The organism is Micromonospora sp. SCSIO 07396, assembly GCF_053667945.1.
The window spans coordinates 4,745,567-4,758,250 of sequence record NZ_CM132210.1 but is presented as its reverse complement, the minus strand read 5'-3'; the positions used below and the strand labels follow the sequence as shown (position 1 = coordinate 4,758,250).

Genomic DNA, 12,684 nt, shown 5'->3' with positions numbered 1-12,684 from the left:
GTAGCGTTCTGACGTACACCTTGATTGTCTGTTTGAGGGGGACTGCGGTGCGAGTGACCGGTACGGGACACGCCAGCATGCGGATCGACACGGCTGCGGGCAGCATCCTGTGCGACCCGTGGGTCAATCCGGCCTACTTCGCCTCGTGGTTCCCGTTCCCCGACAACTCCCTGCTCGACTGGGAGTCCCTGGGCCGGGTCGACTACCTGTACGTGTCGCACCTGCACCGGGACCACTTCGACGCCAAGCACCTGCGCGAGTTCGTGAGTAAAGACGCCACCGTCCTGCTGCCCGAGTTCCCCACCTCCGAGATGGAGGACGAGCTGCGGGCGCTGGGCTTCACGAAGTTCCTGCGGGCCCCCAACGAGCAGGTGGTGGAGCTGGACGGCGGCCTGAAGATCATGATTCAGGCGTTGACCAGCCCGACCGACGGCCCGATCGGCGACTCGTCGCTCTGGGTGGAGTACGACGGGGTCCGGCTGCTCAACCAGAACGACGCCCGACCGACCGACCTGACCGTCTTCGCCGAGCTGGGCCACGTGCACGCGCACCTGCTCCAGTTCTCGGGCGCCATCTGGTACCCGATGGTCTACGAGCTGCCGCAGGCGGCCAAGACCGCGTTCGGCAAGCAGAAGCGGGAACGGCAGTTCGACCGCACCTGGCGCTACATCGACGACCTGAAGGCCGATCACGTCTTCCCGATCGCCGGCCCGCCGTGCTTCCTCGACGACGCGCTGTGGCAGTTCAACGACATCCACGGCGACGAGGGCAACATCTTCCCGGACCAGTCGGTGTTCCTGTCCGAGTACGCGAAGGTCGGCGGCACCAACGGCATCGTGCTGCTGCCGGGCAGCGTCGCCGAGGTGACCACCTCCGGCGCGACCACCACCCACCCGCAGCCGGTCGAGGAGTTCTTCGCCAACAAGAAGGCCCACCTGGAGGAGATGCGGGAGCGTAAGCGCGGCGTCATCGAGGCGGAGAAGGCGTCCTGGCGGCACCCCGAGATCGATGTCCTGGCCGGGATGAAGCGCCGGATCGAGCCGCTGCTCGACGAGTCGATCTACCTGGCCAAGGGGGTCGGCGGCCCGGTCCGCTTCGACCTGGTCGGCTACGACGGTTCCGAGATCGAGTCGATCGTCGTGGACTTCCCGGGCAAGCAGGTCCGGCCGTACGCCGACGAGAAGGTCCGGTACCGGTTCCGCACCGAGCGGGCGCTGATCGAGCACCTGCTGTACATCGACGAGGTTGACTGGGTCAACTCGCTCTTCCTGTCCTGCCGGTTCTCGGCGGCCCGGATCGGGCAGTACAACGAGTTCGTCTACGCCTTCTTCAAGTGCCTGTCCACCGAGCGCCTCCAGTACGCCGAGGGCTGGTACGACGAGCACGAGCGGGCCGTCGACGCCGAGGACGTCACCCTGGGCGACTGGGTGGTGCAGCGCCGCTGCCCGCACCTGAAGGCGGACCTGACCCGGTTCGGCATCGTCGAGGGCGACCAGCTCACCTGCCAGCTGCACGGCTGGAAGTTCGACCTCCCCTCCGGCCGCTGCCTGACCAGCGTCGGCCACAAGATCCGCGCCACCCGCCCCTAACCCCCTCCCTCCCCCTCCCTCCCCTCCCGTCCCCCACCCCGTCCCACCCCCGTTTCCGGCGATCATGGAGTTGTGCTGGGCCACAAAGGCCCTGAACCGGCACATCCCGGGCACCACAACTCCATGATCGACACAGGCAATGGAGGGGGGAGGGTGAGGGGGTGGGGAGGGTGGGGGGTGAGGGGGAGGGGGAGGGGTATGAGTTTGGGCAGCGGCGGGAGAAGGAGCGGGATGCGTCGCGGGTGGAGGCGTTCAGCGACGCGGTGATCGCGATCGTGCTCACCCTGATGGCGGTGGAGCTGCTCCAACTCAGCCCGCAGCGGCCCGAGGGGCAGGATCTGCCCGGGGCGCTGTTCCACGAGTGGCCCGCCTACCTGGCGTACGTGATCACGTTCGTGATCGTCGGGCAGGTCTGGCTGACCCACCACAACATGTGGCGGTACGTGGTCAAGGTCGACCAGTTGCTGCTCGTGCTCAACCTGCTGTTGCTGCTGTTCGTGGCGGCGATCCCGTTCGCGGCCAGCCTGCTCGCCGACAACCTGCGGGGCACCGTCGCCGACCAGCGGCTGACCGCCGCGCTCTACGTGGGCACGGTGCTCGGTGAGGCGCTGTTCTTCAACCTGAGCTGGTGGTGGGCCCGCCGCCGCCGGCTGCTCGACCCGGGGCTGGACCCCCGGCTGGCCCGCGCCGTGGCCCGCCGGTTCCTGCTCGGTCCGGTGCTCTACGTGGTCGCGTTCGGCATCTCCTTCGTCGACCCGGTGCTCAGCCTCGCGGCGTACTTCCTGCTCACCGGGCTCTACCTGATCCGGGGTCCGGGCGACCTGCCGTCCTCCCGCCCGGCCCCCACGTGAGCGGGGGCACGGGCCGGGCGGGTGTCAGCGGCCGGGCGGGTGTCAGCGGCCCAGGTCGGCGAGGATGCGTCGGGCGGCGTTGTGGCCGGCCGCGCCGATCACGCTGCCCGCCGGGTGGCAGCCGGCACTGCCCGCGTACACCCCGTCGATGCCGGTGGCGTACGGCATCCGGTCGGTGAACGAGACGGTGTTGTCGACGTGGTGGATGTGCCCGCCGGTGATGCCGAAGTGCGCCTCGATGCCGGGCGGCGGCAGCGGCACCGCGTCGGCGATCAGGTCACCGGTGCCCGGGGCGTACCGTTCGCAGATCTCCACCAGCCGGGTGACGTAGCCGGGCAGCGCGGTGTCCCAGTCGGTGCCGGCCAGCGTGTAGGGCACCGACTGGACGAACAGCGCCGACGAGTGGTGCCCGGCCGGGTCGGACAGCGACGGGTCGACGGTGGTGTGCAGGTACCACTCGATGGTCGGTTCGTCGGGCAGCCGCCCGGCCTGCACGTCGGCCCACATCGCCCGCAGCGCCGCCATCGGCGACTCGCCGCCGGCCCCGACCAGCGACGCCGACCCGGGCAGCAGGTGGATGGTGGACCCGAACGGGCTGGGCGCGTCGGCCGGTAGGCAGGAGAAGCGGGGCAGCCCGGTCAGCGCCAGGTTGAGCTTGAGGGTGGTGCCGGGCCGGCGGACCGCCGCCATCCGCGCGCCCAGCTCCGCCGGCAGCGCGCCGTCGGGCACCAGCTCCATCAGCCGGTACGGGTCACACGCGCCGAGCACCACCTCGGCGGCGACCTCCCGACCGTCGGCGAGCCGGACGCCCGACGCCGCGCCCCCGGACAGGGTGACGGCGTCGACCCGGGCACCGGTCAGGATGGTCGCCCCGGCCGACCGGGCGGCCTCGGCGAAGGTACGCGAGACGGTGCCCATCCCGCCCTCGGCGATCATCCAGGTGCCGTCCGCGCCGGGCAGCCGGCACATGTTGTGCACCAGGAAGTTGTGGCCGGTGCCGGGGTCGTCGGGGCCGGCGTTGAGGCCGGACAGTCCGTCGGTGACCGCGTACATGCTGACCAGCAGCTCGGAGCGGAAGTCGAAGCGGGCCAGGTAGTCGGCGACGGAACCACGCACCAGGTCGACGAAGACCTGCCGCAGGGCGGGGCGGACGTGGCGTTCGGCGGTCTGCTCCACCGGCAGCGGCTCGGCCAGCCAGGCCGGGGCCAGGTCGGCGCGCAGCTGCGCCAGCTCGGCCTGGAGCGCGTCGTCGGCGGCCACGTCGGCGGGGGAGAAGAACTCGGTGAGCTGCCGCCGGGTCGCCGTGGTGTCGCTGCCGAACAGCAGGTAGGGCGCACCGGGCCCACCCGGGGTGGGCAGGAAGTAGTGCGGGTCGCGGCGCAGCACCGGGATGCGCACGTCGAGGGTGGCGAGCAGCTCCGGCGGCATCAACCCGAGCAGGTACGACCCGGTGGAGTGGCGCAGCGCGGGCACCTTCGGGAACGGGTTCTCGGTGCGGGTGGCCCCGCCGATCACCTCCGCCGCCTCCAGCACCAGCACGTCCAGCCCGGCGCGGGCCAGCAGGACGGCGGAGACCAGCCCGTTGTGCCCCGATCCGACGATCACGACGTCGGCGCGGGACGGCAGCTCACTCGCATCGCTCATGCCTGCGCAGCCTAGTGCGGCGCGGGGCGTGAAGTATGCCGCCTCGACCGGCTGTCGCGGGCCGCCCGGCTGATCCGGGTCGGCCTGCTGACCCGGGCCGGGGTCCGGCTGACCCGGGGCGAGCGGGTGTCGGCAGCATCAGGCGCGGAACACGGTATGCCTGAGCGGCATAAACATGACCCACAGGCATACCGGTCACCACGGGAAGCGGTGCCCCGCCCGCTCCGGCACCCGGGGGCGACCGGCCCGGCCCGTCGAACGTGAACGGTTGTTGCAATAGTGGACGGCGATCGCTGCGGGGCCGACGCCGGCCGGCGGCCCGGAGGCGGGCGACGACGGGTCGGCGGGTCGACGAGGGGAGAGGCCGATGTTCGCCTGGTGGGGGCGGGTGGTGGTGCGCGCCCGTTGGGTGGTGCTGGCCGTCGCCGGGGTGTTGATGGCCGTCGGGGCGACCTGGGGTGCCGGGGTGTTCGGCGAGTTGAGCGGGGGCGGCTTCGACGATCCGTCGAGCGAGTCCAGCCGGACCGTGCAGCGGGTGACCGTCGAACTCGGCCGGCAGGGCGCCGACGTGATCGTCCTGTGGTCCAGCGACACCGTCACCGTCGAGGACCCGCGGTTCCGTGACCCGGTCACCGCCACGGTGGCCGCGCTGCGCCAGCGTGCCGAGGTGGCCGAGGTGACCACCTGGTACGACGCGCCCGCGCCCGCGCTGGTCGCCACCGACCACCGGGCCACCTATGGGCTGGTCAAGCTCACCGGCGGCGACGAGGACGCCCGCTCGGCGCAGTTCACGGCGTTGCGGCCCGCGCTGGACGCACCCGGGCTGCGGACCGACGTCGGCGGGCTGGTGGCGTTCCAGGAGGCGGCCACCACCCAGAGCACCGAGGACATCACCCGGGCCGAGCTGCTGTCCATGCCGGTGCTGCTGGTGCTGCTCGTGTTGATCTTCGGTGGGCTGGTCGCCGCCGGCACCCCGCTGCTCGTGGGCGGGCTGGCCATCCTCGGCGCGTTCATCGCGGTCCGCCTGGTCAACCTGGTCACCGACGTGTCGATCTTCGCGATCAACGTGATCACCCTGATCGGCCTCGGGATGGCGGTCGACTACGCACTGTTCGTGGTCAGCCGGTTCCGGGAGGAGTTGGCCGCCGGTCGGCCCGTCGCCGAGGCGATCCGGCGCACCATGCTCACCGCCGGCCGGACCGTCTTCGTCTCCGGGCTCACCGTCGCGCTCGCCATGGCCAGTTTGTTGATCTTCCCGCAGCCGTTCCTGCGCTCGATGGGCTTCGGCGGGATGGCCGCCGTGCTGATCGCCATGCTGGCCGCGCTGACCGTGCTGCCGGCCCTGCTGGTGGTGCTCGGCCACCGGGTGGACGCGGTGCGCGTACCGCTGCCGTGGCGGCGGGGGTCGCGGGGTGGGCGGCCGGCGGCGGGTGCGGCGGGCGGTGCCTGGGCCCGGATCGCGCGCAGCGTGATGCGCCGGCCGGTGCTGTACCTGGTGGGGGTCGCGGTGCTGCTCGGCGTGCTGGCCACCCCGTTCGCGCGGATCACCTTCGGCGGGGTCGACGAGCGGGTGCTGCCGGCCGACGCCGCACCCCGGGTGGTCTCCGAGCGGATCGCCGCCGAGTTCCCCGGCGGCACGATCGCCCCGGTCGAGGTGCTGGTCTCCGGCGCGTCGGCCGATGCGGTACGCCCGTTCGTCGACCGGATCGCGGCGCTGCCCGGGGTGACCGGGGTGCAGGTCACGGCGGCGAAGGGGGAGTCCACCCTGCTGTCGGTGAGCTACCCGGGGGAGCCGACCGGCGACGCCGCCCGGGACCTGGTGCGGACGCTGCGCGACCTGCCCGGCCCGGCCGGGGCGCAGGTGCTGGTCGGCGGCCGGCCCGCCGCCGACGTCGACCTGCTGGACAGCCTCGGCGACCGGCTGCCGTGGATGGCGCTGCTGATGGCCGGCGCGACCCTGCTGCTGCTCTTCCTCGCCTTCGGCTCGGTGGTGCTGCCGGTCAAGGCGGTGCTGATGAACCTGCTGTCGATCGGCGCGTCGTTCGGCGTGGTGGTCTGGATCTTCCAGGACGGCCACCTGTCCGGGCCGCTCGGTTTCACCTCCACCGGGTTCATCGAGCCGAGCAACCTCATCCTCATGCTCGCGGTGCTGTTCGGGCTGGCCACCGACTACGAGGTGTTCCTGCTCAGCCGGGTCCGCGAGGAGTGGGACCGCACCGGCGACAACACCGCCTCGGTCGCCGCCGGCCTGCAACGCACCGGTCGGATCATCACCGCCGCCGCGCTGCTGCTGATCATCGTGGTGGCCGGCTTCACCACCGGCGGGATGGCCTACATCAAGCTGATCGGCGTCGGCATGATCGTGGCGATCGTGGTGGACGCAACCCTGGTCCGGGCGCTGCTCGTGCCGGCCACCATGCGGCTGCTGGGCCGGTGGAACTGGTGGGCCCCGACGCCCCTGGCCCGGTTCTGGGCCCGCTACGGCCTGCGCGAGACCGACGCCCCGGCGGCGTCGCCGACCCCCGACGCCTCGGAGCCGGACGCCGACCCGGAGGCGGCGGCGCGGCCGACCCGCCAACGGGACAACGCGAGGGTGGCCGAGTAGCCGGCCAGCACGATCACGTGGAACAGGTAGAGCCAGAGCAGCACCGCGACGCCGGCCCCGACCGGGTCGAACCCGCCGAACGGCACCCCGAGATCCAGCGGGAGCGAGCAGAACAGCACGAAGCCGTGCAGGAAGCCGGAGAGGTTGGCGGCGGTGAACGAGCCGACCGCCAACGTCGACAGCCAGTCCGGTGAGGCCGGCCCGACCACCCGGAACACCCACATCAGCACCGGGGTGAGCACCAGCCACACCGCCAGGAACGACAGCACGATGCCCAGCGCGGCGACCCAGCCACCCTGCCGGATCAGCCGGGTGGTGGTGGGCAGCGCGATGAGGATCGACAGCAGCAGGGCGGGGGCGGGGGCGAGCAGCGGCAGCAGCAGCAACCGCCCCCGCCAGCCCACCAGCGACTCGTCCGGGTTCGGCGCGGTCGCCACCGAGACGAACGCCCGGCGCAGCCCCTCACCGTAGAGCGAGGCGGGCAGCAGGGAGGCCAACGCCAACAGCGGGGTCAACTGCACCCCGGCGTTGACCAGCGCGTCCACCGCGTCGGGCGCACCGATCGCGTCCGGCAGCGTCTCCACGGCGTACGCGGTGAGCCGGCGTACCCGGTCCGCCCCGGCCACCAGTGAGGTCAGCCAGATCGCCAGCAGGGCGACGGGCACCACGGCGATCGCCCCGTAGAAGGTGATCGCGGCGGCGTGCAGGGATAGGTCCCGTCCGCGTACCGGCCGGAACGCCGCACTGGTGATCCGCTTCGTACGCTGCCATGCGTCGCCCATCGCGATGTTCTTCCCCCTGTCACCCGCCGCCACGCATCACGATCCCGCGTCACGCCCGTGTGCCGGCCGTGATCGGTTCAACTGGGCCGATGTTGCGGTGTCATGGCGCCGGGATGGCGCAACATCGGCCCCAGCGAGTGGATCACTAGCGGCTGGCCGGCGGTTGGGCGGTCATTAGCCGCATTCCGGACGACATCTTGCGGTATCGATAGACGCCACCCTATCCTCGCTTGTGGAAAGCGCTTTCCAGATGCTCAGTGCGGGTGCCACGGCGAGTTCCACCACCGCCGCAGGCGCCAGTTCGCCGTGCGCGGCAGCACGGCGAGCGGGTCGACCCGACCACCGGCGCAGACATCCCTGGCCGGCCGTCGACTCCGCCTGACGGCCGCGAAGGCCCGGCCCGTCCCCGGCGCGCAGAGGTCCGACAGGACCACCGTCATCACCGCCGCCCGACCGGGCACCACACCACCCGGCAGCGGCACCACCACCAGGTAATGAGAAAGGTGACGCGAGGATGAGACGACCAGTTGCACGACGAGTCCAGGCGGGGCTGGCCACGGCCGCCGTCGGTGCCGCGATCTGCGTGGCCCTGCCGGTGCACCAGGCGTCGGCGGCGGCCGGCAGCGCCAGCGGCTACGCCACCCAGAACGGCGGCACCACCGGCGGCGCGGGCGGCCAGACCGTACGGGCCACCACCGGCACCGCGATCCACGCGGCGCTGTGCAACCGGGCCAGCAGCAGCACCCCGATCGTCATCGAGGTGCAGGGCACGATCAACCACGGCAACACCACGAAGGTCTCCGGCAGCAGCTGCAACACCGCCGCCGACAAGATCGAACTGAAGGAGATCAGCAACGTCACCATCGTCGGGGTCGGCAGCGGGGCGGTCTTCGACCAGCTCGGCATCCACATCCGCGACTCCCGCAACATCATCATCCAGAACGTGACGGTCCGGAACGTCAAGAAGTCGGGCTCGCCGACCTCCAACGGTGGGGACGCCATCGGCATGGAGAGCAGCGTGCGCAACGTCTGGGTCGACCACACCACCCTGGAGGCGTCGGGTGGCGAGTCGGAGGGCTACGACGGGCTGTTCGACATGAAGGACGACGTCCAGTACGTGACGCTGTCGTACAGCATCCTGCGCAACTCCGGCCGGGGTGGCCTGATCGGCTCCAGCGAGAGCGACCGGGGCAACGGCTTCGTCACCTTCCACCACAACCTCTACCAGAACATCGACTCCCGGACGCCCCTGCTGCGGGGCGGGATCGCGCACGCCTACAACAACTCGTACGTGCAGTTGAACGAGTCGGGGATCAACTCCCGGGCCGGTGCGCGGGCCAAGGTGGAGAACAACTACTTCAAGAACTCCCGGGACGTGCTGGGCACCTTCTACACCAGCGAGGCCGGCTACTGGCAGGCCAGCGGCAACATCCTGGACAACGTGACCTGGTCCTCGCCCGGCAGCGAGACCAACCCCGCCGGCCCGAGCATGCCGTCCAACACCAGCGTCAGCATTCCGTACTCCTACCGGCTGGACGGGGCGAGCTGCGTGCCGGACATCGTCCGGCAGACGGCCGGCGCCAACATGGGCCTCAAGGAGTCCACCGGGAGCTGCACGCCGACCACCCCGAACCCGACCACCCCGGGTCCGACCACGCCCGCGCCGACCACCCCGGCCCCGACCACGCCCGCGCCGACCACCCCGCCGCCCACCAGCACCCCCGGCGGGACCAACCTCAGCATCGGTGCCGGCTCCGACGGCTCCAGCAAGGCCAGCGGTACGAGCTACGGCGACGTGCGGGACGGCAACATGGGCACCTTCTGGTCCCCGGCCGGGTCGACCGGTGACATCTCGATCAAGTGGGGCTCCGCCACCAGCATCTCCTCGATCAACATTCGGGAGGCGTCCGGCTCGGTCGGCAGCGTCACCTCGTGGCAGGTGCTCAACGGCGACACCGGCGCGGTGCTGGCCTCCGGCAGCCGGGCCGGTGTGATCACCTTCGCCCGTACCTCGCTGAAGAAGGTCACCTTCCGGATCAACAGCTCTGCTGCCACCCCGAAGGTCGCCGAGTTCGAGACCTACGCCTGACCGTCGTCCCCGGCCCGGTCCCGGGACGATGATCGACACAGTGGGGCCGAGGTAGGGGTGTCCGGTCGGCGAGGACACCCCCACCTCGGCCCTCTTGTGTCGATCAACCCAGGTCGACGGGCGACGACTCGGATGGCGTGCCGGGTGGTGGCCGGTCGTGGCGGGTCCAGGCGAGGAACCGGGTGAAGTAGGCGGCCGGGTCGACCGGGCCGGTGCCGACCCGCAGCGCATCGCTGATCGCGTCGTGCATCAGCAGGCAGAGGTAGATGGCCAGCGCCGGCCGGTCGTGGGCGTACTCCCGCCGCAGGCCCAGCTTGGCCGGCTGGCAGGGCCACGGGGCGGCACAGGCCCGGCACCGCCAGGCGGGCCGCGCGAAGACGTGCCGACCGAAGCCGTCCGGCCGACCGCCCGCCGGCCACCTGCGCCGCGCGTCACCCTTCGGCGAGGTCACCGGTGCCGGCCGCCCCTGCCGTGAGCTGTCCGTCGGTGGGGTCACCGGTGGCGGCCGTTCGCCCGGCGGGCCTGGCCCCGGGTGACCAGGCCCGCCGCGCCCACCCAGTACACAGCGGTGGGACCGTTCCACAGGTGGTGCCGGGGCGCGGGCAACGTGGGCGGTGGCGGTTCCCGCAGCGGTACGGCGACCAGCCGGTCCGGGCACGGCCAGCGCAGCCCGCAGGCGCAGTACCGACCCCACCGGGACCAGTCCCGCCGATGCCGTGGCGTCACCGGTACCGGCCTGTCGCGCTTCCTCATCCGCCTGCTCCCTCCGTGAGCCTGTTCACACTCTGCTGTGGACGCGGCTACTGTCTGAAGGGGGCGCGGGGTCTCAGCATCGACTGTGCCGACCGGGTCCGGTGCAGTGGTCGTCGCTGGCGGCGGATGGCAGACGTGTGGTGGAGGTGTGATGACCGGCGGACCGATGTCGACGCTGGAATTCCTCGGGGCGGAGTTGCGCCGGGCGCGCAGGGAGCGCGGGCTGAGTCAGGAGGACCTGGCCCAACGGATCAGCTACTCGTCGTCACTGGTGGGCATGGTCGAGATCGGCCACCGTACGCCCTCGCAGGACTTCATCACCCGCGCGGACGCCGCCCTGGCGGCCGGCGGCCTCTTCGAACGGCTGCTCGCCCTGGTCCGCGCCGACTCCGCGCCCCCGTGGCTACGCGAGTGGATCAGCGTGGAGCGGGAGGCGACCTTGATCCGCTGGTTCGAGCCCTCCCTCATCCCCGGCCTCCTGCAAACCGAGGCGTACGCCCGCGCGGTCCTGGAGTGGGGCGGCCTCCTTCGTCCGCCGGAGGTGGAGCAGAGTCTGACGTCACGGATGGAGCGGCAGGGGGTTCTGCTCAGGGACAGCGCTCCCCAGTTCATCGCGTTGGTGGACGAAGCTGCACTACGCCGGGTCGTTGGTGAGCCCGCGTTGATGGTCGAGCAGTTCGAGCACCTGTTGAAGGTGACCGGGATGCCGCACGTTCATGTGCATGTGGTGCCGGCTGGGGCTGGTGCCCACGCCGGCCTGGCTGGTCCCTTCATCCTGGCAAGGACACCAGAGGGGCTGGACGTGGCTCACCTGGACAACCAGCTTCGCGCGCAGGTCACGGACAGACCCGAGGACGTTGATACCCTTCAGCGCAAGTGGGAGACCGTGCGCGGCGAAGCACTGCCCCGTCGAGCATCCCGAGACTTCATACAGGAGTTGGCGAAGTCATGGATTTGACCGGCGCTGTCTGGCGCACGTCCACTCGAAGCGGAAACGGTGGCTCCACCTGTGTGGAGGTGGCGACGAATCTGCCGCTGGTGGTCGGGGTGCGGGACAGCAAGGACCGTGGTGGCCCCGCGTTGACCTTTCCGCCCGCCTCCTGGGCCGGCTTCGTGGCCGCGACCAGGGCGGGCACCCTCGGCGTCCGCCAGTGACCGACTCGTCGCGGCCCGATGACGTCGATGTGTCAGTGTGAGGGCCGTCCGTGTCCCGGGATCTCGTACGGGAGTTGTGGAGTCATGGAGCTGATCGGCGCGATCTGGCGCAAGTCGACCCGCAGCGACAACGGTGGCTCCACCTGTGTGGAGGTGGCGACGAATCTGCCGCTGGTGGTCGGGGTGCGGGACAGCAAGGACCGACGCGGCCCCACGCTGACCTTCGCGCCCGCTGCCTGGTCGAGCTTCGTAGCCGCGACCAGGGTGGGCACCCTAGCGAGTCGCCGGTAGCCGACGCACATCTGCGGTGTCGGGGCAGGGGGTGCCGCCGTGGACGAGTCGGGGAATTCATCTCCGTCTGACCGTTGGGGAAGCGGAACCCGGATCACGTACGTGTGCACCGTCTCCGACGGATTCGGTGACACCGGTCTTCGTCGGTGTCGGCCGCACCTGCTGTGCGACCGCTCTGGCGGATGCTGTGTGACGGTGGTCCATGCGGCCCGCAGTTCGCGTCGACCGGCCTCGTGGGCAGGGTATAGGTGCGTTCCCGGGGGCAGGTTGCGGCGATGAGGGCCACGCACGACAAAGCGCTGTGGGAGCGTAACGAGGCATGGACCGCGCGGCGGGCGCTCGACCTTGTGCCGCCCCACAACGGCCCCCGGGTGGAGGTGCTTCGCGGCAGTGTCGTCATCTCACCCGATGGCGACTACGATCAGCGGACCGCCCAGCGGGAGCTGATGTATCTGATCAGCCGGGCCTGCCGACCCCACGGGTGGTGGGCGGGCTGGTCGGTGAACCTGACCGCACAGGATGATCTCCTGGTTCCGCACCTCGCGGTGTTGCGCCAACCGGGAAGAGGCCGACGAGCCATGCCGGTGGCGGCGGCGGTGCTGCTCGGCGAGATCGGCCCGTCCCAGGTCGCAGGTCCCGGCGTGATCGACCGCCCCCGGGAGTACGCCGCCGCCGGGGTTCCCTTCTTCCTCCGGGTCGACCTGCGCAACCGGGTCCCCACCCTGGCGCTCTACGAGCTGGCCGACGGGGAGTACCGACCGGTCGCGGCGGCTGCCGCCGGGACGACGTTCGTCATGCGGCAGCCCTTCGCGTTCAGTATCGATCCGGCCGACCTGCTGGGTGAGGAGGCACCGGTCGAGGAGGCGGAACCGCTGGGGCAGGGGGCGGGCGGGGAGGGTGACGTCGAGGGGTGAGGCTCCCAGCC

At 71.3% G+C, this 12,684-nt stretch carries 12 protein-coding genes and 1 pseudogene; 8 read left to right on the top strand and 5 right to left on the bottom strand.

All coding sequences use genetic code 11. The features are described 5' to 3' along the window. Positions 1-47: 47 nt before the first annotated feature. Both ACWCHM_RS20355 and ACWCHM_RS20350 read left to right on the top strand, forming a co-directional pair. Positions 48-1,589, top strand: coding sequence for a Rieske 2Fe-2S domain-containing protein (locus tag ACWCHM_RS20355; RefSeq protein WP_454219388.1), 1,542 nt, complete (start codon positions 48-50; stop codon positions 1,587-1,589). 170 nt (positions 1,590-1,759) lie between these two features. Then, a complete protein-coding gene (locus ACWCHM_RS20350; protein ID WP_454223122.1) occupies positions 1,760-2,440 on the top strand; it encodes a TMEM175 family protein in 681 nt (226 codons plus the stop codon). Positions 2,441-2,482: 42 nt separating this feature from the next. On the opposite strand, the gene ACWCHM_RS20345 is transcribed toward ACWCHM_RS20350, so the two are convergent. Then, the gene (locus tag ACWCHM_RS20345) at positions 2,483-4,084 is read right to left on the bottom strand and encodes a phytoene desaturase family protein (protein ID WP_421489112.1); all 1,602 of its coding nucleotides are present in this window, start codon (positions 4,082-4,084) and stop codon (positions 2,483-2,485) included. Between the two features lie 367 nt (positions 4,085-4,451). Here ACWCHM_RS20345 and ACWCHM_RS20340 point away from each other — a divergent pair. Next, positions 4,452-6,536: pseudogene (locus ACWCHM_RS20340) on the top strand (MMPL family transporter); the annotation flags it as partial. Between the two features lie 26 nt (positions 6,537-6,562). Here ACWCHM_RS20340 and ACWCHM_RS20335 read toward each other — a convergent pair. Together ACWCHM_RS20335 and ACWCHM_RS20330 are read right to left on the bottom strand one after the other, a co-directional pair. Next, entirely contained in the window at positions 6,563-7,471 is a 909-nt protein-coding gene (locus tag ACWCHM_RS20335) for a YhjD/YihY/BrkB family envelope integrity protein (RefSeq protein WP_239484645.1), read from the bottom strand. Positions 7,472-7,725: 254 nt separating this feature from the next. Next, complete coding sequence (locus tag ACWCHM_RS20330; RefSeq protein ID WP_454219385.1) at positions 7,726-8,004, bottom strand: hypothetical protein; 279 nt, start codon at positions 8,002-8,004, stop codon at positions 7,726-7,728. Between ACWCHM_RS20330 and ACWCHM_RS20325 the strand changes: the two genes are divergently transcribed. Next, complete coding sequence (locus tag ACWCHM_RS20325) at positions 7,986-9,560, top strand: pectate lyase family protein (protein ID WP_454219383.1); 1,575 nt, start codon at positions 7,986-7,988, stop codon at positions 9,558-9,560. The two genes, ACWCHM_RS20330 and ACWCHM_RS20325, sit on opposite strands and share 19 nt — an antisense overlap. 103 nt (positions 9,561-9,663) lie before the next feature. On the opposite strand, the gene ACWCHM_RS20320 is transcribed toward ACWCHM_RS20325, so the two are convergent. Next, positions 9,664-10,011 (bottom strand): hypothetical protein, encoded by a 348-nt coding sequence (locus tag ACWCHM_RS20320; RefSeq protein ID WP_454219381.1) that lies wholly within the window; start codon positions 10,009-10,011, stop codon positions 9,664-9,666. 41 nt (positions 10,012-10,052) lie between these two features. After that, positions 10,053-10,313 carry a hypothetical protein gene (locus ACWCHM_RS20315; RefSeq protein WP_281899792.1) on the bottom strand — a complete coding sequence of 87 codons (261 nt, stop codon included), beginning with the start codon at positions 10,311-10,313 and terminating at the stop codon, positions 10,053-10,055. 151 nt (positions 10,314-10,464) lie between these two features. Between ACWCHM_RS20315 and ACWCHM_RS20310 the strand changes: the two genes are divergently transcribed. The 4 genes from ACWCHM_RS20310 to ACWCHM_RS20295 all read left to right on the top strand — a co-directional run bounded on the left by ACWCHM_RS20310 (position 10,465) and on the right by ACWCHM_RS20295 (position 12,673). Further along, positions 10,465-11,271, top strand: a complete 807-nt coding sequence (locus ACWCHM_RS20310; RefSeq protein WP_454219379.1) for a Scr1 family TA system antitoxin-like transcriptional regulator — start codon at positions 10,465-10,467, stop codon at positions 11,269-11,271. Then, positions 11,262-11,468 carry a DUF397 domain-containing protein gene (locus ACWCHM_RS20305; protein WP_421489107.1) on the top strand — a complete coding sequence of 69 codons (207 nt, stop codon included), beginning with the start codon at positions 11,262-11,264 and terminating at the stop codon, positions 11,466-11,468. The genes ACWCHM_RS20310 and ACWCHM_RS20305 overlap by 10 nt, the downstream gene beginning before the upstream one ends. 84 nt (positions 11,469-11,552) lie before the next feature. Beyond that, a complete protein-coding gene (locus ACWCHM_RS20300; protein ID WP_454219378.1) occupies positions 11,553-11,759 on the top strand; it encodes a DUF397 domain-containing protein in 207 nt (68 codons plus the stop codon). 275 nt (positions 11,760-12,034) lie between these two features. Further along, entirely contained in the window at positions 12,035-12,673 is a 639-nt protein-coding gene (locus ACWCHM_RS20295) for a Uma2 family endonuclease (RefSeq protein ID WP_454219377.1), read from the top strand. Positions 12,674-12,684: the final 11 nt, after the last annotated feature.

Bases quoted from the DNA above. Each gene is read 5' to 3' on its own strand.
- ACWCHM_RS20300 (WP_454219378.1), top strand. From the start codon at position 11,553: ATGGAGCTGATCGGCGCGATCTGGCGCAAGTCGACCCGCAGCGACAAC.
- ACWCHM_RS20315 (WP_281899792.1), bottom strand. From the start codon at position 10,313: ATGAGGAAGCGCGACAGGCCGGTACCGGTGACGCCACGGCATCGGCGG.
- ACWCHM_RS20310 (WP_454219379.1), top strand. From the start codon at position 10,465: ATGACCGGCGGACCGATGTCGACGCTGGAATTCCTCGGGGCGGAGTTG.
- ACWCHM_RS20305 (WP_421489107.1), top strand. From the start codon at position 11,262: ATGGATTTGACCGGCGCTGTCTGGCGCACGTCCACTCGAAGCGGAAAC.
- ACWCHM_RS20335 (WP_239484645.1), bottom strand. From the start codon at position 7,471: ATGGGCGACGCATGGCAGCGTACGAAGCGGATCACCAGTGCGGCGTTC.
- ACWCHM_RS20325 (WP_454219383.1), top strand. From the start codon at position 7,986: ATGAGACGACCAGTTGCACGACGAGTCCAGGCGGGGCTGGCCACGGCC.
- ACWCHM_RS20345 (WP_421489112.1), bottom strand. From the start codon at position 4,084: ATGAGCGATGCGAGTGAGCTGCCGTCCCGCGCCGACGTCGTGATCGTC.
- ACWCHM_RS20295 (WP_454219377.1), top strand. From the start codon at position 12,035: ATGAGGGCCACGCACGACAAAGCGCTGTGGGAGCGTAACGAGGCATGG.